13 protein-coding genes are annotated in these 17,655 nt (G+C 58.7%); 9 read left to right on the top strand and 4 right to left on the bottom strand.

The annotated features are described in order from the left end of the window. Positions 1-224 precede the first annotated feature (224 nt). The 5 genes from ascF (at position 225) to F3J41_RS09015 (ending at position 5,699) form a co-directional block, all read left to right on the top strand. Positions 225-1,664, top strand: coding sequence for a PTS cellobiose/arbutin/salicin transporter subunit IIBC (gene ascF, locus F3J41_RS09035; protein WP_127834844.1), 1,440 nt, complete (start codon positions 225-227; stop codon positions 1,662-1,664). Positions 1,665-1,689: 25 nt separating this feature from the next. Beyond that, on the top strand, positions 1,690-3,123 hold the full coding sequence (locus F3J41_RS09030; RefSeq protein WP_159377765.1) for a 6-phospho-beta-glucosidase: 1,434 nt from the start codon (positions 1,690-1,692) through the stop codon (positions 3,121-3,123). A 326-nt stretch (positions 3,124-3,449) separates the two neighbouring features. Next, complete coding sequence (locus tag F3J41_RS09025) at positions 3,450-4,013, top strand: YfiR family protein (protein WP_166710770.1); 564 nt, start codon at positions 3,450-3,452, stop codon at positions 4,011-4,013. A 1-nt stretch (position 4,014) separates the two neighbouring features. Next, positions 4,015-5,229 carry a diguanylate cyclase domain-containing protein gene (locus F3J41_RS09020; protein ID WP_166710768.1) on the top strand — a complete coding sequence of 405 codons (1,215 nt, stop codon included), beginning with the start codon at positions 4,015-4,017 and terminating at the stop codon, positions 5,227-5,229. Continuing rightward, positions 5,226-5,699 carry an OmpA family protein gene (locus tag F3J41_RS09015; protein WP_104093570.1) on the top strand — a complete coding sequence of 158 codons (474 nt, stop codon included), beginning with the start codon at positions 5,226-5,228 and terminating at the stop codon, positions 5,697-5,699. Before F3J41_RS09020 ends, F3J41_RS09015 begins: the two co-directional genes overlap by 4 nt. Before the next feature lie 8 nt (positions 5,700-5,707). On the opposite strand, the gene F3J41_RS09010 is transcribed toward F3J41_RS09015, so the two are convergent. Both F3J41_RS09010 and F3J41_RS09005 read right to left on the bottom strand, forming a co-directional pair. Next, entirely contained in the window at positions 5,708-6,664 is a 957-nt protein-coding gene (locus tag F3J41_RS09010; RefSeq protein WP_166710766.1) for a UV damage endonuclease UvsE, read from the bottom strand. A 105-nt stretch (positions 6,665-6,769) separates the two neighbouring features. Then, the gene (locus tag F3J41_RS09005) at positions 6,770-8,800 is read right to left on the bottom strand and encodes a choline transporter (protein WP_104187216.1); all 2,031 of its coding nucleotides are present in this window, start codon (positions 8,798-8,800) and stop codon (positions 6,770-6,772) included. Between the two features lie 241 nt (positions 8,801-9,041). On the opposite strand from F3J41_RS09005, the gene betI reads away from it, so the two are divergent. From betI to betA, 3 genes are read left to right on the top strand one after another with little or no spacing between them, the layout of a single operon-like run. Next, complete coding sequence (betI, locus tag F3J41_RS09000; RefSeq protein WP_058758824.1) at positions 9,042-9,638, top strand: transcriptional regulator BetI; 597 nt, start codon at positions 9,042-9,044, stop codon at positions 9,636-9,638. A gap of 13 nt (positions 9,639-9,651) precedes the next feature. Then, a complete protein-coding gene (betB, locus tag F3J41_RS08995) occupies positions 9,652-11,124 on the top strand; it encodes a betaine-aldehyde dehydrogenase (protein WP_104187214.1) in 1,473 nt (490 codons plus the stop codon). 25 nt (positions 11,125-11,149) lie between these two features. Then, positions 11,150-12,829: a choline dehydrogenase gene (betA, locus tag F3J41_RS08990; RefSeq protein ID WP_021509528.1), complete on the top strand. Its 1,680-nt coding sequence runs from the start codon at positions 11,150-11,152 to the stop codon at positions 12,827-12,829. Between the two features lie 172 nt (positions 12,830-13,001). On the opposite strand, the gene F3J41_RS08985 is transcribed toward betA, so the two are convergent. Continuing rightward, positions 13,002-13,919 carry a LysR family transcriptional regulator gene (locus F3J41_RS08985; RefSeq protein ID WP_166710764.1) on the bottom strand — a complete coding sequence of 306 codons (918 nt, stop codon included), beginning with the start codon at positions 13,917-13,919 and terminating at the stop codon, positions 13,002-13,004. A 99-nt stretch (positions 13,920-14,018) separates the two neighbouring features. Here F3J41_RS08985 and F3J41_RS08980 point away from each other — a divergent pair, with 99 nt between their 5' ends. Continuing rightward, entirely contained in the window at positions 14,019-15,350 is a 1,332-nt protein-coding gene (locus F3J41_RS08980) for an aspartate aminotransferase family protein (RefSeq protein WP_058758827.1), read from the top strand. Here F3J41_RS08980 and F3J41_RS08975 read toward each other — a convergent pair. Beyond that, positions 15,343-17,655, bottom strand: a complete 2,313-nt coding sequence (locus F3J41_RS08975; RefSeq protein ID WP_166710848.1) for a molybdopterin-dependent oxidoreductase — start codon at positions 17,653-17,655, stop codon at positions 15,343-15,345. The two genes, F3J41_RS08980 and F3J41_RS08975, sit on opposite strands and share 8 nt — an antisense overlap.

Below are 17,655 nucleotides of genomic sequence, written 5' to 3'. Positions count from 1 at the left end.
AAGCGATGAATAAGACGGGGAATTTTCTTGTCGCCCTGCGCTTGCGGGTGAAGATCCCGCCGCCCGTCAGCCGATCAACATCACAAAATTAAAACGAAAATGGCGATTTTTCTTGTCTGAATGAATTCGCCTGTTCATGATTTTGTGAAACCGGTTTCTCATGAACACATAACAGCCAGACGAAACCGACGTTTCCTCTACCCTACAATCAGAGACAAACATTCATGGCGACCAACTACGCTGACGCCGCACGAGCCATTGTGGCCTCGCTCGGCGGATTAGAGAATATTGAAGCCGTTACCCACTGCATGACACGCCTGCGCTTCGTGGTGAAAGACAGCGCGCGCGTCGACAACGCCACGCTGAAAGCCATTCCCGGCGTAATGGGCGTGGTGCACACCGACAGCCAGTGTCAGGTGATCATCGGCAACAACGTCAATCTCGCCTTTGAGGAAGTGATGAAACTCGGCACGCCGGGCAACAGCGACAGCGCGCCGGTGAAACGGAAAATCACGCTGCGCAGTATCGGCGCGGGCATTCTCGATGCGCTGGTCGGCACCATGTCACCGCTGATCCCGGCGATCATTGGCGGATCAATGGTGAAACTGCTGGCGATGATGCTGGAGATGAGCGGCGTGCTGCCCAAAGGCTCGTCGACGTTAATCATCCTGAATGTGATTGGTGACGGCGCCTTCTTCTTCCTGCCGGTGATGGTGGCGGCTTCGGCGGCGCTGAAATTTAAAACCAATATGTCGCTGGCGATTGCCATTGCTGGCGTGCTGGTGCATCCCAATTTTATCGATCTGATGGCCAAAGCGGCGCAGGGTCAGGTGGTGGAATTCGCCTCGGTGCCGGTCACCGCGGTGAAATATACCTACACGGTGATCCCCGCGCTGGTGATGACGTGGATTCTGTCGCACATCGAATACTGGGTCGATCGCTTTACCCCGGCGGTGACCAAAAACTTCCTTAAACCGATGCTGATTGTGCTGATTGCTGCCCCCATCGCCATCGTCTTTATTGGTCCGCTCGGTATCTGGATCGGTAGCGGTATTTCGGCGCTGGTGTACACCATTCACGGTTATCTCGGCTGGCTGTCGGTGGCGATCATGGGCGGGCTGTGGCCGCTGCTGGTGATGACCGGCATGCATCGCGTGTTTACCCCGACCATTATTCAGACCATCGCTGAGACCGGCAAAGAAGGCATGGTAATGCCGTCGGAAATTGGCGCCAACCTGTCACTGGGCGGCTCATCGCTGGCGGTGGCGTTCAAAACCAAAAATCCGGAACTGCGGCAGACGGCGTTCGCGGCGGCAGCTTCCGCCATCGTCGCCGGCATTTCCGAACCGGCGCTGTACGGCGTGGCGGTGCGCCTGAAACGTCCGCTGATTGCCAGCCTGATCAGCGGCTTTATCTGTGGCGCGGTGGCCGGCATTGGCGGCCTCGCCAGCCACTCGATGGCCTCACCGGGCCTGTTTACCAGCGTCCAGTTTTTCGATCCCACCAACCCGATGAGCATCGTCTGGGTGGCTGGCGTGATGGTGCTGTCAGTGGTGCTGTCGTTCATTCTGACGCTGATTCTTGGCTTTGAAGATATTCCGGTGACAGAGACCGCGCCGCGTCCCGGTAAGCCGGAAGCGGCAAAGCCGGTCAGCGCGAATTAATAATGGACTGTGATTGAGGTGAGTGATGTCTGAAGTGACATTTCCTGCGGGATTTTTATGGGGCGGCGCGTTAGCCGCCAACCAGTCAGAGGGGAGTTATCGCGCCGGCGGTAAAGGCTTGACCACGGTGGACATGATTCCACACGGCGAGCACCGCATGGCGGTTAAGCTGGGGCTGGAGCCGCGCTATGCGCTGCGCGACGATGAGTTCTATCCGAGCCACGACGCCATCGATTTTTATCACCGCTATAAAGAAGATATCGCCCTGATGGCGGAGATGGGCTTCACGGTGTTTCGCACCTCCATCGCCTGGAGTCGCATTTATCCCAACGGCGATGAACTGACGCCGAACGCGGCAGGTATCGCCTTCTATCGCAGCGTATTTGAAGAGTGCCGCAAATACGGCATCGAACCACTGGTCACGTTGTGTCACTTCGATGTGCCGATGCATCTGGTCACCGAATATGGCTCGTGGCGCAACCGTAAAATGATCGATTTCTTTGCCCGCTACGCCCGCACCTGCTTCGAAGCGTTTGATGGTCTGGTGAAATACTGGCTGACCTTCAATGAGATCAATATCCTGTTGCACAGCCCGTTCTCCGGTGCCGGTCTGGTGTTCGCGCCGGATGAACATCACGAACAGGTGAAATATCAGGCAGCGCATCATGAACTGGTCGCCAGCGCGCTGGTAACCAAAATCGCCCATGAGATCAATCCGCAAAATCAGATTGGCTGCATGCTGGCCGGCGGCAACTTTTATCCGTGGTCCTGCAAGCCGGAAGATGTGTGGGCCGCGTTACAGAAAGATCGCGAGAACTTATTCTTTATCGACGTTCAGGCGCGCGGCGCTTATCCCGCTTATGCCGCCCGGGTATTCCGCGAGAAAGGCGTGGAGATTGTCATGGCGGAAGGCGATAGCGAACTGCTGCGCCATACCGTCGATTTCATCTCCTTCAGCTATTACGCCTCACGCTGCGCCTCGGCAGAGATGAATGAACAGAACAGCAGCGCCGCCAACGTGGTGAAGTCACTGACCAATCCGCATCTGGCGCGCAGCGCCTGGGGCTGGGGCATTGATCCCCTTGGCCTGCGCATCACCATGAATATGATGTACGACCGCTATCAGAAACCGCTGTTTCTGGTGGAAAACGGTCTCGGCGCGCACGATGAAATCAATGCCAGCGGGGAAATTGCAGACGATTACCGCATCAGCTACCTGCAACAGCACATTCGCGCCATGGGTGAAGCGATTGCTGACGGCGTGCCGGTGATGGGCTACACCACCTGGGGCTGCATCGATCTGGTCGCGGCGTCGACCGGTGAAATGAGTAAACGCTACGGATTTGTCTATGTCGATCGCGACGACCACGGCAACGGCACGCTCAACCGGCTGCGCAAAAAATCCTTCTGGTGGTATCAGCGGGTCATTGCCAGCAACGGCCGGGATTTGGATTTTTAATTAAAAAAATGCGGTGAATGGCGCTGAATGATTGTTCAATTCAGGGCCATTACGTCACCAAGGGAATATCCGGCGTTATCAAGCAAATCTTTTTGCGAAAAATCTCGCCGCTGCGCTAATTTTGCTGCGGGAATATCCGGCAGAAGTCAGCCTTAATACGCTTATTCTGCTGCGTTTTTATTCATTCCTCTTTTAACTCTCTATTTAAATCCGGTCCTGACGAATTTATTCTACCCTGCCCGATCGCGGTATCAGCGCCTGTACAGCGGTACTCTTTTGTACAGCGCGATGGTACTATTTCCCGGTTGCTGTTCAGAGATAGCGCTATGTTACAACTACAATTAAAGGTGAAGGGCGACAGCCAGCTGCTCTATTTATTGCAGGGCTTACGCGTATTTCTTCCCGTATTTTCTCTCATTTATCTCCTCTGTTTTCCTGCTGCTCAGGCGGCAAACAGTGCGGTTCAGCGTGACGACCAGGCTAACCGCATCGTCAGCGGCATCATCAGTTTTAGCCACTGGCCACAGTTAACACAGCCGCCACAGCTGTGCGTATTCGCTTCAGCACAGCACCTTGCGCAGCCTCAGGGCCCGACGCCGTTCAGCGTGGTGTGGATTAACCAGACCAGCGAACTCAGCCGCCAGCGCTGCGATGCCATTTACTTCGGCGATCAGACGCCGCAGCAGCAAACTGAACTGCTGGCGATGCTACAGGGTAAAGCCGTCCTGTCCATCGCGGAAAACAACCCGGACTGTGCGGTTGGCGCGGCCTTTTGTCTGATCTTTAGCCGCGATCACACCGCATTTTCCGTCAACCTTGACTCGCTGGCGCGCAGCGGTGTCAGAGTGAGCCCGGACGTGTTGTTGCTGTCCCGCAAAGGAAGCAAATAAGATGAAGTTTGATAGCATAAAAAAAGATAAATCATCGATTCGCAATAAGTTGCGTCGTATCAGCACCGTCAATGCCGCCGTGATATTACTGCTGTGCTGGCTGCTGCTGACATCGACGTCTTTGCTGTTTATTAAACGCTATGAGAAAAGAAACCTCGAGCTTATTGCCGCCACACTCAGCACCAGCCTGACCGCCGCAACGGTATTTGAAGACAGTTACGATGCGCGTAACAAAATTGCTCTGCTCGGCAATGAAGGCATGTTTGCCTCCGCAAAACTGGTCACGGCGGGCAATACCATTCTGGTGGACTGGCACGATCGCCGGGAAGAGAGCGGCTGGTATGAAACGCTGCTGCGACGCTGGATCTATCAGCAGCCGCTGGCGATCGATATTAATCACGCCGAAGCCAAAGTCGGCCACTTAATGCTGGCCGGTACCGTCAGCGGCGCCGCCGATTTCATTCGTTATTCGATGATGATTTTATCGATTGGCATGCTGTGCGTGCTGGTGATTTCCTGCCTGCTGAGTGAATTTCTGCATCGCGGTATTCTGCGCTCGCTGCGCAATATCACCAGCGCCATCCATTACGTGATTCGCTCTGGCGATTTCTCGACGCGCGTACCGCAAAATCCGACCAAAGAGTTTCAGCTGTTTTCCGAAGATCTCAACTCGCTGCTGAGTGAAATGCAGACGCTAAAAGCCTCGCTGCTGCGCGATAACCGTTCACTGGCGGCCAAAGCGCTGGAGGATCCATTAACCGGACTGGCCAACCGCTCGGCGTTCGTTGGCCGCCTGTCGCAGTTGCTGGATCAGCAGCTGGCGCATGAGAATTTTGTGCTGCTGTTTCTCGACGGCGATCGCTTCAAGAGCATTAACGACAACTGGGGCCATGCCGCCGGTGATGAAGTGTTGAAGGCCATCGCGGCGCGCCTCAGCGCGCTGGCGTATCAGGACGATCTGGTGGCGCGGCTGGGTGGTGACGAGTTTGCCATGCTGATCACCAGCCGCACCTCAGAAGCCGATCTGCAGCAGCTGACGGAAGATATTCGTACCGCAATCGCGCAATCGATTGTGATTTCGGAAGGCACGCAGATCACCACATCGGTGACCATCGGCTACGCCTGGTCGCAGCATGGCGATTCGGTGGCGTCGATTCTGGAGCGCGCCGATATGCACATGTATAAAAACAAAGGAATGAGTAAGGTACGCGTATGAAACTGAAATCATGTTTGCTGGTTATGGTGCTGGCCTGTGTCGGCTGTCAGTCAACCGGGCGTTTTAGCGACGCGCAGATTAAAGCGATGCGCGACGCCGGCTTCAGCGAAAACACTGAAGGCTGGGGACTGGGCCTGTCCGATAAGATCCTGTTTGGCATCAATGAATCTGACCTGACGCCCGCCAGCAAAGCCAGCATTGCGCAGATGGCGAAAAACCTGGCCGCCACCGGCATCGAACATCTGCGCATAGACGGCCACACCGATAACTACGGCAAAGCGGATTACAACCAGCAGCTGTCGCTGAAGCGCGCCAACGCGGTGGCCGATCAGTGGGCCACCGGCGCGGCGATTCCACGGCAAAACATCGTGACGCGCGGGCTGGGCATGAGCGCGCCGGTCGCCAGCAATAACACTGCGCAGGGCCGGGCGCAAAATCGCCGCGTCGCCATTGTGATCACGGCGCCGTAAGCGGTTAATCAGCGCGTCTGCGCATAGTCATACAGGCGATCGCGCGCGAGGTTCTTCATTTTGACTTCGCACATGATGTCGAAGCGATCAAACGACAGCGCCCAGTCATTCAGCGTCTGGTTGAAATAGTAGTCAGAATGGGCGCGCAGCTTCGGCTTTGAGGCGGCGAGTAGCTCCTGATCGGGAAAGCCGCTCTCCGGGATCAGCCCTTCCTGGGCGATCGAATAGTGCAGCACCGGCCGCACGCCGCGCCACGACTCCAGAATCACCGCCACGCGCGCATCGCTGGCCTGAATAAACTGATTCTCTTTCACCCAGTGATGGTGAATATCCAGTACCACCGGACACAGCGCACGCGCCTGCAAGACGTCATCCAGCGAGCAGGAAATTTCGTCATTTTCCACCGTCAGCATATTGCGGGCTTCCGGGCTGAGGCGCATAAACGCCGCGCGAAAACCCTCAATACCGCGTTTGCCGTTCATGTGGATGTTGATTTTGAAATCCTGAAACTGCCTGCCGTAGCCCATCAGCACCGCGCACAGCGTATGGTACTCGACATCCTCCAGCGCCCGATCCACCACGTCATCATTATCCGAAGCCAGCACCGTATACTGGCCGGGATGGAACGACAGGCGAATGTTGTGCGCGCGGGCCAATTCGCCGCAGCGGCTAAACAGCGGCTGCAGCTCGGGCAGAATATCGCCATACAGTTCAGTGGCCAGCGGCACGGTGTACAGCGGCAGCAGATCGCTGCCGATGCGCATCATGCGTAATGCATCCGGCTGCTGCGCCAGCTGTTCCAGCGTCAGAGAGAGGTTCTGCAGGTTATTTTGTGCCAGTGTCAGCAGCAGCGTGGCCGCCGCGTTACGCTCCATAGTGAGAAAGCGTGTGCGGGTGGTGGTTTTAAATGGAAATGGCTGTTTAGCCTCAGAATCAAAGTACTTACACGCAAAACCCAATTTCATTATGTTCCCCTTCAGGTCAGCTAGTGAGTCTAGCTGCCGCTGGCAATTATGCGAGGAACGCCACGTGATTAAACGGGCAGCCGCCTTGCACGGCTGCCCGCACTGTTACACGCTCGGGTAAGTGATATTGCTGCCCGGCGCTTCACGATGCAGATGGATAAAGTTCAGGTGACGCTCGTACTGATCGAGAATGTCGATGATCACCTGCTCCTTGTTGTAGTCCATCAGATCGTTGCCCTGGCTGCCCTCCAGCAGGAAGGTTTCCAACCGGTAATAGTGCGACTTACCGCTGCGGGCGCGATAGGTAAAGCCCGGCACCGAATACTGCTGCGGCCACACCTGATAGACGAAATCCTGCTCCTCGCCGAGGTGCACGCGCAGATCAAGGTAGCCCAGCGGCTGGCCCTCTTCCGGCGCAACGCTCTCCAGCGATACGCGACCGCCGCGCAGCTCCAGCTCTTTGGCGACATCCTGCATCGCCGGATAGATCACGGTTTCCATCATCTGCTGGGTATAGCGCGTGCCCGGGTAGTTCATCAGGCGCGACAGCCGCTTTTTCCAGCTCAGACGATCATTGCTCGCCGGAATATAGGGCGCGGTATCACGGCTGGCGCTGGCGCGGCGATGATCTTCCACTTTGAGTGATTTATACAGCCCGGCCATCACAAAGAAAATCACGAAGCTGAACGGCAGGCCCATGATCACCGTGGTGTTTTGCAGCGCAGAGATGCCGTTGGTCATCAGCATGCCCATGGTCAGCACGCCAATCGCCACCGACCAGAAAATGCGCAGCCAGTTTGGCGCATCGCTGTTGATATCCTTCAGCTTCGAGGTGAAGTTCCCCAGCACCAGCGAGCCGGAATCCGCCGAGGTAACATAAAACAGCATGCCAGTAATGGTGGCGACCGAGGCGCTGAACTTAAACGCCGGATACTGCGCCAGCAGGCTGTAGAACCCGCGCTCGGCATGCGCCATCACTTCCTGGGCAAAACCGGCATCGCCGTGGATGATCTCGTACAGCGCCGCGTTACCGAACACCGACAGCCACAGCAGCGTGAAGGTGAACGGGATAATCAGCGTGCCGAGCACAAACTCACGGATGGTGCGGCCGCGGGAAATGCGGGCGAGGAACAGGCCGACAAACGGCGACCACGCCACCCACCACGCCCAGAAAAACAGCGTCCAGCTGTTCATCCACTGCGTCGGACGATCAAACGCAAAGGTGTTGAGCGTCATGCCCATAAAGCGGTTGATGTAATCACCGACGTTCAGCACCAGCGCGTTGAGCAGGAAATCCGTCTTGCCCATAAACAGCACAAACAGAATCAGACCAAGCGCCAGCGCGACATTCAGCTCCGACAGGATGCGAATGCCTTTATCCACGCCCGAGGTCACCGAAATGGTGGCGATCACCACCGACAGTACAATCAGCGCTATCTGCGCCGTCAGCCCTTCCGGCACATCAAATAACACTTTCAGCCCGTAGTTGAGCTGTACCACGCCGATACCCAGCGTGGTGGCGATACCAAAAATGGTACCGATCACCGCCGCGATATCCACCGTGTGGCCAATCGGGCCGTTAATACGTTTGCCAAAAATCGGATAGAGCGCCGAGCGAATGGTGAGCGGCAGATTATAGCGGTAGCTGAAGTAGCCGAGCGCGATGCCCATCAGCGCATACATCGACCAGCCGGTCAGACCGTAGTGGAACAGCGTCCACACCATCGCCTGACGCGCCGCTTCCAGGGTCTGCCCGGCCCCTTCCGGCGGCTGCATATACTGCGTGACCGGTTCCGCCACCGAGAAGAACATCAAATCGATGCCGATGCCGGCGGCAAACAGCATCGCCGACCAGCTCAGCAGACTGAATTCGGGTTTGGACTGCTCCGGGCCCAGCTTGATGGCGCCGTAGCGTGAACAGGCCATATAGATGACGAAGACGATATACAGCGTGGCGGCCAGCATGTAGTACCAGCCAAAAGTGGACGATACCCAGTTGACGGCGCTCTGGATCCAGCCGGCAGCGAGATCGCTGTACAAAATGGTGACAAGTGAAAATGTCAGAATCAGTCCGGCAGAGGTGTAAAACACCACGGGATTGATTCTGTCTTTTTCACTGGCAGGTGGATTAATCATCGGTTACCTCTGGTTAATTTCCTGTAATTATTCAATGAAGTAGCAGGGCCGTAGCGATCGGCCTTATCGGTATCGTTCTCCTGTTTTCCCTCCTGATTGTTCGGCACGGTTCAGTATTCACCTTCCCGTTGCGCTTTCATAACAACCGAAGCACAGTATCCTAACAAGTTTCTTTTTTATATTGAACGTGCAATCAAAAAAAGTTTTAATAGGGGTCTTACATTGCGGTGGAGCTGGAGTCATGCCAAAGGTGGGAATGCAGCCGATACGTCGTCGGCAACTGATTGATGCGACCCTGAGTACCATTAACGAAGTCGGGATCAATGACGCGACCATTGCGCAGATTGCGCGGCGCGCCGGCGTCTCGACCGGCATCATCAGCCACTACTTCAAAGACAAAAACGGTTTGCTGGAAGCCACCATGCGCGACGTGACGCGTCAGCTGCGTGATGCGGTGGCGGCACGACTGAAACCGCTGGCGGGAGCCGGCACCGAAGCGCGCCTGCTGGCGATTGTCGAAGGTAACTTCGACGACACCCAGGTGCACAGCGCGGCGATGAAAGCGTGGCTGGACTTCTGGGCCAGCAGCATGCATCAGCCGCAGCTGGGTCGCCTGGAACGCGTCAGCAGCCGTCGCCTGTTTTCCACGCTCGCTGCCGAGTTTCGCCGCGAGCTGCCGCGTGAGCAGGCGCGGCTGGCCGCGCACGGTCTGGCCTCGCTGATTGATGGCCTGTGGCTGCGCGCCGCGCTGAGCGGCAAACCGTTTGATCTGGCGATTGCCAGAACGCTCACCACCCAATTCATTCGCCAGCAGCTGGCTGGCGCCGCGAATCACTGAGGAAGGAGCAACCATGTCCCGATTCACCGAGCAGCATTTATACATTGATGGTCAATACGTTGCCGCAGCAGCGGGCGACACATTCCAGACCATCAACCCGGCCAATGGCGAAGTGCTGGCCGAGGTCCATGAAGCCGCGCAGGCGGATGTCGATCGCGCGGTCGCCGCCGCGCAAAAAGGCCAGAAAATCTGGGCGGCCATGACGGCGATGGAGCGGTCACGCATCCTGCGCCGTGCGGTGGATATCCTGCGCGAGCGTAACGATGAGCTGGCGGCGCTGGAAACCCTCGACACCGGTAAACCGCTGAGTGAAACCCAGGCGGTGGACATTGTTACTGGTGCCGATGTGCTGGAGTACTACGCCGGCCTGATCCCGGCGCTGGAAGGCCAGCAGATCCCGCTGCGTGATACCTCCTTCGTCTATACGCGGCGCGAACCGCTTGGCGTGGTCGCCGGGATTGGCGCATGGAATTATCCGATCCAGATCGCGCTGTGGAAATCTGCGCCGGCGCTGGCGGCTGGTAACGCGATGATCTTTAAACCCAGCGAAGTGACGCCGCTGAGCGCGCTGAAGCTGGCAGAAATCTACAGCGAAGCCGGCGTACCGGATGGCGTGTTCAACGTGCTGAACGGGCGCGGCGCGGTGACCGGTCAGCTGCTGACCGACCATCCAGGCATCGACAAAATCTCTTTCACCGGTGGCGTGGCCAGCGGCAAAAAAGTGATGGCCAACGCGGCCGGCTCCACGCTGAAAGAGGTGACCATGGAGCTGGGCGGCAAATCGCCGCTGATCGTGTTTGACGACGCCGACCTCGATCTCGCCGCCGACATCGCCATGATGGCGAACTTCTACAGCTCCGGCCAGGTGTGCACCAACGGCACGCGCGTGTTTGTGCCGACGGCATTGCAGCAGGCGTTTGAGGCCAAAATCGCTGAACGCGTGGCGCGCATCAAAGCTGGCGATGTCAACGATCCGGCCACCAACTTTGGCCCGCTGGTCAGCTTCCCGCACCGTGACAATGTGTTGCGCTATATCGAATCCGGCATCAGCGAAGGCGCGCGCCTGCTGTGCGGCGGTAAACGCATGAGCGGCGCGGCGTTTGATAACGGTGCCTGGGTAGAGCCGACCGTGTTCACCGATTGCCGTGATGAGATGACCATCGTACGCGAAGAGATTTTCGGACCGGTGATGTCGATCCTGACCTACGACAGCGAGGAAGAAGTGGTGCGCCGCGCCAATGCCACCGAATACGGCCTGGCGGCGGGTCTGGTCACCCGGGATCTGAATCGCGCGCACCGCGTCATTCACCAGATTGAAGCGGGCATTTGCTGGATCAACACCTGGGGTGAATCCGCCGCAGAAATGCCGGTGGGCGGTTACAAGCACTCCGGTATCGGCCGCGAGAATGGCCTGATGACGCTGCAGAGCTACACCCAGGTGAAGTCTGTGCAGGTCGAACTGACCCGTTTTCAGTCGGTATTTTAATCAAGCTTAACCTGAGGAGCGACTAATGGAATTTGATTACATCATTATCGGAGCCGGGTCCGCAGGGAACGTTTTGGCAACAAGACTGACCGAAGACAGCAGCGTGAACGTCCTGCTGCTGGAGGCCGGCGGTCCCGATTACCGCTTTGATTTCCGCACGCAAATGCCGGCGGCGCTGGCCTGGCCGTTACAGGGCAAACGCTACAACTGGGCGTATGAAACCGAGCCTGAGCCACACATGAATAACCGCCGCATGGAGTGCGGACGCGGTAAAGGGCTGGGCGGTTCGTCGCTGATCAACGGCATGTGCTACATCCGTGGTAACGCCATGGATCTCGACAACTGGGCGCAGCAGCCGGGTCTGGAAAACTGGACTTACCGCGACTGCCTGCCCTACTACCGCAAGTCGGAAACGCGCGATATCGGTGCTAATGATTATCACGGTGGCGAAGGCCCGGTGAGCATCACCACCTGTAAGCCTGGCAACAACCCGCTGTTCGCCGCGATGATTGAAGCCGGCGTGCAGGCGGGCTATCCGCGCACCGACGATCTCAACGGTTATCAGCAGGAAGGATTTGGTCCGATGGACCGTTTCGTGACGCCGCAGGGCCGCCGCTCCAGCACCGCGCGTGGTTATCTGGATACGGCAAAACAGCGTCCGAACCTGAAAATCATCACCCACGCCACCACCGATCGTATTCTGTTCGAGGGCAAACGCGCGGTCGGCGTGCAGTATCTGCACGGCGCCAGCGATACGTCGCACACCGTGCATGCGCGGCGTGAAGTGCTGCTGTGCGCCGGTGCTATCGCCTCGCCGCAGATTCTGCAGCGCTCCGGCGTTGGCGCGGCGGCATTGCTGAAGCAGCACGATATCCCGCTGGTGCATGATCTCCCGGGCGTCGGTGAAAACCTGCAGGATCATCTGGAGATGTACCTGCAGTACGAGTGCAAAGAGCCGGTATCGCTCTATCCGGCCCTGAAGTGGTGGAACCAGCCGAAAATTGGTGCCGAGTGGCTATTCAAAGGCACCGGTATCGGCGCCAGCAACCAATTTGAGGGCGGTGGCTTTATCCGCAGCCGGGAAGAGTTTGCCTGGCCCAACATTCAGTACCACTTCCTGCCGGTGGCGATTAACTACAACGGCTCGAATGCGGTAGAAGCGCACGGTTTCCAGTGTCACGTCGGTTCGATGCGTTCACCAAGCCGCGGTCACGTGCGCATTAAGTCGCGCGATCCGCGCCGGCATCCGGCGATTCTGTTCAACTACATGGCGCACGAGCAGGACTGGCATGAGTTCCGCGATGCCATCCGCATCACGCGCCAAATCATCAACCAGCCGGCGCTGGATAAGTATCGCGGCAAAGAGATCAGTCCGGGGCTGGAGTGCCAGAGCGACGAGCAACTGGATGAGTTTGTGCGCAACCATGCTGAGACCGCTTACCATCCGTGCGGCACCTGTAAAATGGGCAGCGATGAGATGGCGGTTGTGGATGGCGAAGGTCGCGTGCACGGCCTGCAGGGGCTGCGCGTGGTCGACGCCTCTATTATGCCGCTGATCATCACCGGTAACCTGAACGCCACCACCATCATGATTGGTGAGAAGATCGCCGACAACATTCGTGGCCGCCAGCCGCTGCCGCGCAGCGAAGCGGATTACTTCGTGGCGGGCGATCGCCCGGTGCGCGGCGAGCCGCTGCGCGCATAAAGCAGTGATATCTCAGGGGAGAACGTACGGTTCTCCCCTTTTTTCGCCCTCTTCTCTCTCGCCACCCTGCCTGCCATTAAGGTCTGTCAGACTTTGCGCCGCACGGTGCTGGCGTCCGGATTGATGTAGTACACTAACAGTATGTTGTAACTAGATAGCCTAAACGCCTCCGCTAAGCGTCGTGCTCGTCCAGCGCCAGCGCCTGCAAAAAGCGTTGCAGGATGGCGTTGTGACGCGAGCCCTGGCGCGTAACAAGCGCGATTAGACTGTGGTAATGGAACTGCTGCGGCGCGAGGGCGCGCATTTGCTTTTTCTCCACCCACTGCGCGGCGTAGTGGTCCGGCAGGAAACCGATATAGCGCCCGGTGAGAATGAGAAACGCGATCCCTTCGCGATCGGAAGCGGTGGCGCTGCAGTTCAGCTGCTGGTGCAGCGCAATCGCCTCCGCCGGCATGCGAAACAGCGGCGCTATCGCATCGCAGGCCGCCAGCGCGTGGTGTTCCGGCCGCTCCGCCTGGTTAAACAGCGGGTGCGCGTTGCTGCAATAGAGCTGAGCATGTTCATCATACAACTGTGCGTACGCCAGCCCGGAGACCGGCGCCGCCATCGGCAGCGCGCCGACGTGCAGGCGTCCTTCCAGCAGACCTCGCTCGATGTCCGCCGCGGTTAACATACTGATGTTGATACGGATCCCTGCCCCGCTCTCCCGCAGCGCCGCCAGCGCATGGGTGAGACGCATGCGCGGCTGCGTCACCAGATTATTGATGATGCCGATGTTGAACTCCCCGCGCAGCTGCTGATGCATCTGGTTCACCTGCTGGCGAAAATCTTCCACCGCCGCCATCATGGTCTCGCTGTGTCGTAAAATTTCACGCCCTTCCTCAGTGAGCGCAAACCCGGCGCGACCGCGCTGGCACAGGCGCATGCCCAGCCGTTTTTCCAGATCGCTCATATGCAGGCTGATGGCCGAGCACGTAATGCCGAGCAGGCTTTCGGCGGCGGAAAAGCTGCCGCACTCGCTGACGGTTTTGAAAACGCGCAGCAGTCTGAGGTCAAAGTCGGTCACCTGGGCCAGCGTTTTCTTTTTCATTCAGGTGAGTAAATCCATAAGTGAAGACAAGTTAATTAGCATTTAACTTAACCGGGGGCGGATTGCAAACTCTGCTTATCACCCGCCGGAGAAAACCCGATGTCACAGCCGATCAATACCGCCGACCTGAATTTACAGGCGCACTGGATGCCGTTCACTGCTAACCGCTATTTTCAGCAGGATCCCCGTTTTATTGTCGCCGCGCACGGCCACTGGCTGACCGATGGCGACGGCCGCCAGATTTTCGATAGTCTGTCCGGTTTATGGACCTGCGGCGCGGGCCACACGCGCCGTGAAATCCAGCAGGCGGTCGCGCAGCAACTCGGTACGCTGGATTACTCGCCGGGCTTTCAGTATGGCCATCCGCTGTCGTTTCAGCTGGCCGAGCGCATCGCCAGCCTGATGCCCGGCCATCTCAACCACGTGTTCTTTACCGGTTCGGGGTCGGAGTCGGCGGATACTGCGGTGAAAATGGCGCGCGCCTGGTGGCGGGCCAAAGGCCAGCCCAATAAAACCCGGCTGATTGGTCGCGCGCGTGGCTATCACGGCGTGAACATTGGCGGCACCAGCCTTGGAGGAATCGGCGGCAACCGTAAGGCCTTTGGTCAGCTGCTGGAGGTTGATCACCTGCCGCATACGCTGCAGCCAGAGCTGGCGTTCACACCCGGTCAGCCCGCCACGGGGGGCGAGGCGCTGGCGGATGAGATGCTGAAGCTGATTGAACTGCATGATGCTTCGACTATTGCCGCGCTGATTGTTGAACCGCTGTCCGGTTCCGCCGGCGCGATTATTCCGCCGCACGGCTACCTGCAGCGCCTGCGTGAGATCTGTACGCAGCACGATATTTTGCTGATTTTTGACGAGGTGATCACCGGCTTTGGCCGCATGGGACGCTGGAGCGGCGCGGAGTATTTTGGCGTCACACCGGATCTGCTCAACTTCGCCAAACAGATTACCAACGGTGCCATTCCGCTGGGCGGCGTGGTGGCCAGCAGCGAAATCTATCACACCTTTATGTCTCAGCCGCTGCCGCAGCACGCGGTTGAGTTTGCGCACGGCTACACCTATTCGGCGCATCCGGTGGCCTGCGCGGCCGCGCTGGCGACGCTGGACGTGCTGGAAAACGAGGCGCTGATTAGCCAGTCGGCCGAACTGGCACCGCATTTTGAACGTGCGCTGCACGGGCTGCGCGATTGTCCGCAGGTGGTGGATATCCGCAACTGCGGGCTGGTCGGTGCCATTCAGCTGGCACCCCGTGAAGGTGACGCGACCGTGCGGCCGTTTGAAGCGGGCATGGCGCTGTGGAAAGCCGGCTTTTACGTCCGCTTTGGCGGCGATACGCTGCAGTTCGGCCCGATGTTTGATACCCAGCCGGCCGAACTGGACCGGCTATTTGATGCGGTAGGCGAAGCCCTGCACGGCCTCAGATAATCTCAGTGCTGTAGCTGACCGGTTGCGGCGGAATAAATGCCTGCACCGGCGTCAGCTCGCCGCGGTATTTGCGCAACTGCACCACGGTGATTTGTCCGCTACAGCCCTGCGCCAGCGATGAAGTACCGATATCCAGCGTCAGCACATTCGGATTGCCGTGGCGACACAGCGGTCGCAGCGCGGTGGGATCGATCGGATCGTACCAGGCGCCGGTCGGCAACTGCACCACACCGGGCATAATGCTTTCGGTAACGCGAGCGCTGGCCAGCACGTGACCGCGCTGATTGTACAACTCGATAATGTCGCCGTCGGTAATGCCGCGCGCGGCGGCATCGTGCGGATGCAGGCTGCACACCTCACGTCCTTCGCGTTTGCCGCTCAGGCTGTAGTCACCAAAATCCAGCTGGCTGTGCAGACGCGTGGCCGGCTGATTCGCGATCAACCACAGCGGATGTTCCGCATCCGGCTGCTGCTGCGGCGCGCGCCACACCGGATGGCCGGGGCAATTTTCATAGCCAAAGCTGGCGATGGTGGCGGAAAAGATTTCGATTTTGCCGCTCGGCGTCGGTAGCGGTGCCGCCGCCGGATCGGCCCGAAACGCATTGATCATCCGCCCGCCATCTTTCAGCTGCGGCAGTTCAATCACACCCTGCAGCCAGAACTGGTCGAAGTCAGGAATCGTCACCTGATGCGCGGCCAGTTTTTCCTGCAGCTGCGCATAGTGATGGCGCAGCCAGCCGCGGGCGTCGCGTCCTTCGGTGAATGCCTCTTCACGGCCTAAACGACGCGCCAGTTCAGCAAAAATGGTGTAGTCATCCTGCGCCTGCGCGTAAGGTTGCGCCACCGGCTGCATGGCAAACAGATGACGATCGGTCGGCGCACCGCCGATATCTTCACGCTCCAGCGTCATGGTGGCAGGCAGCACGATATCCGCATGGCGCGCGCTGGCGGTCCACGCGGTCTCGTGCACAATCAGCGTATCCAGCTGGCAAAACGCCTGCCGCAGCCGCGCCAGATCCTGATGATGATGGAATGGATTGCCGCCCGCCCAGTAGGCCAGACGGATGTGCGGATATGTTAAGCGCCGGCCGTTGTAATCAAATTGCGTGCCGGGATGCAGCAGCATATCGGCGATGCGCGCCACCGGAATCAGCCGGTCAATCCCGTTCCTGCCCTGCGGCAGCGCCGGGAAACTCACCAGATTATGATGCTTACCGTAATGGCCGAGCGCGCCGAGCGCATAGGTGTAGCCACCGCCCGGCAGCCCCGGCTGGCCCAGCGCGGCCGCCAGCACCAGCCCCAGCCATACCGGTTGCTCACCGTGTTCCGCGCGCTGCAACGCGTGCGCCACGGTAACCAGCACGCGCTTGCCGTGCAGCTGGCGGGCAAAATCGGTGATTGTTGCCGCGCTGACGCCACAAATCTCAGCCGCCCACTGTGCGTCGCGCCGCGTACCGTCCTCTTCGCCGCGAATATAGGCGACCATTTGCGGCCAGCCGACGGTGTAACGCGCGAGGAAAGCTTCATCGGTGCGCTGCTCGTCAATCAGCACCGACAGCAGACCGAGAATGAAGGCCGCATCGGTACCGGGGCGCAGCGCCAGCCACTCTCCCTGCGCCTCATCGGGCAGATCGCTCTGCAACGGGCTCACGGAAATAAAGCGTGCGCCGCGTTCTGCCGCCTGCTGCATAAAGCCGCGTTCGGTGTGTTCGCTCAGACCACCGCTTGCCACCTGCGAGTTTTTCAGCGCCAGGCCGCCGAACGCCAGCACGATCTCGCTATGCCGGGCGATCTCTTCCCAGCTGACGCCGCGGCGGGCGATCTCATTCATGTCGCCGACGATATGCGGTAACAGCACCGAAGCCGAGCCGGAACTGTAGCTGTTCACCGAGCGCACATAGCCACCCATCACCGTGTTAAGAAAGCGGTGCACCTGGCTCTGCGCGTGATGAAAACGGCCGGCACTTGACCAGCCATATGAGCCACCAAAAATACCTTCCGGCCCATACGCGTCACCGACGCGCTGCAGTTCGCGCGCCACCAGCGTGTAAGCCTGCTCCCAGCTCACCGCCACATAGTCGTCATTACCGCGACGTGGATCCGCGCCGGGCCCGTTTTCCAGCCAGCCACGGCGCACCATCGGTTGCGCCACGCGCGCCGGGTGATGCAGGACATTGTGAAAGTTTTGCAGCAGCGGGCTGGGATCGGGATCGCCGTGAAACGGTTCGATGGTCAGTCGATCGCCCTGCTGGCGGGCAGTAAAAGCACCCCAGTGGGCGCTGTGCATCACCGGTTTTTGCGTCAT

It is taken from the genome of Pantoea sp. Ap-870 (assembly GCF_011752515.1).
GTDB classification, from domain to species: Bacteria; Pseudomonadota; Gammaproteobacteria; order Enterobacterales; family Enterobacteriaceae; genus Pantoea; species Pantoea dispersa.
Note: the sequence above shows the minus strand (reverse complement) of the source record. Positions and strands in the feature narration are given on the sequence as shown.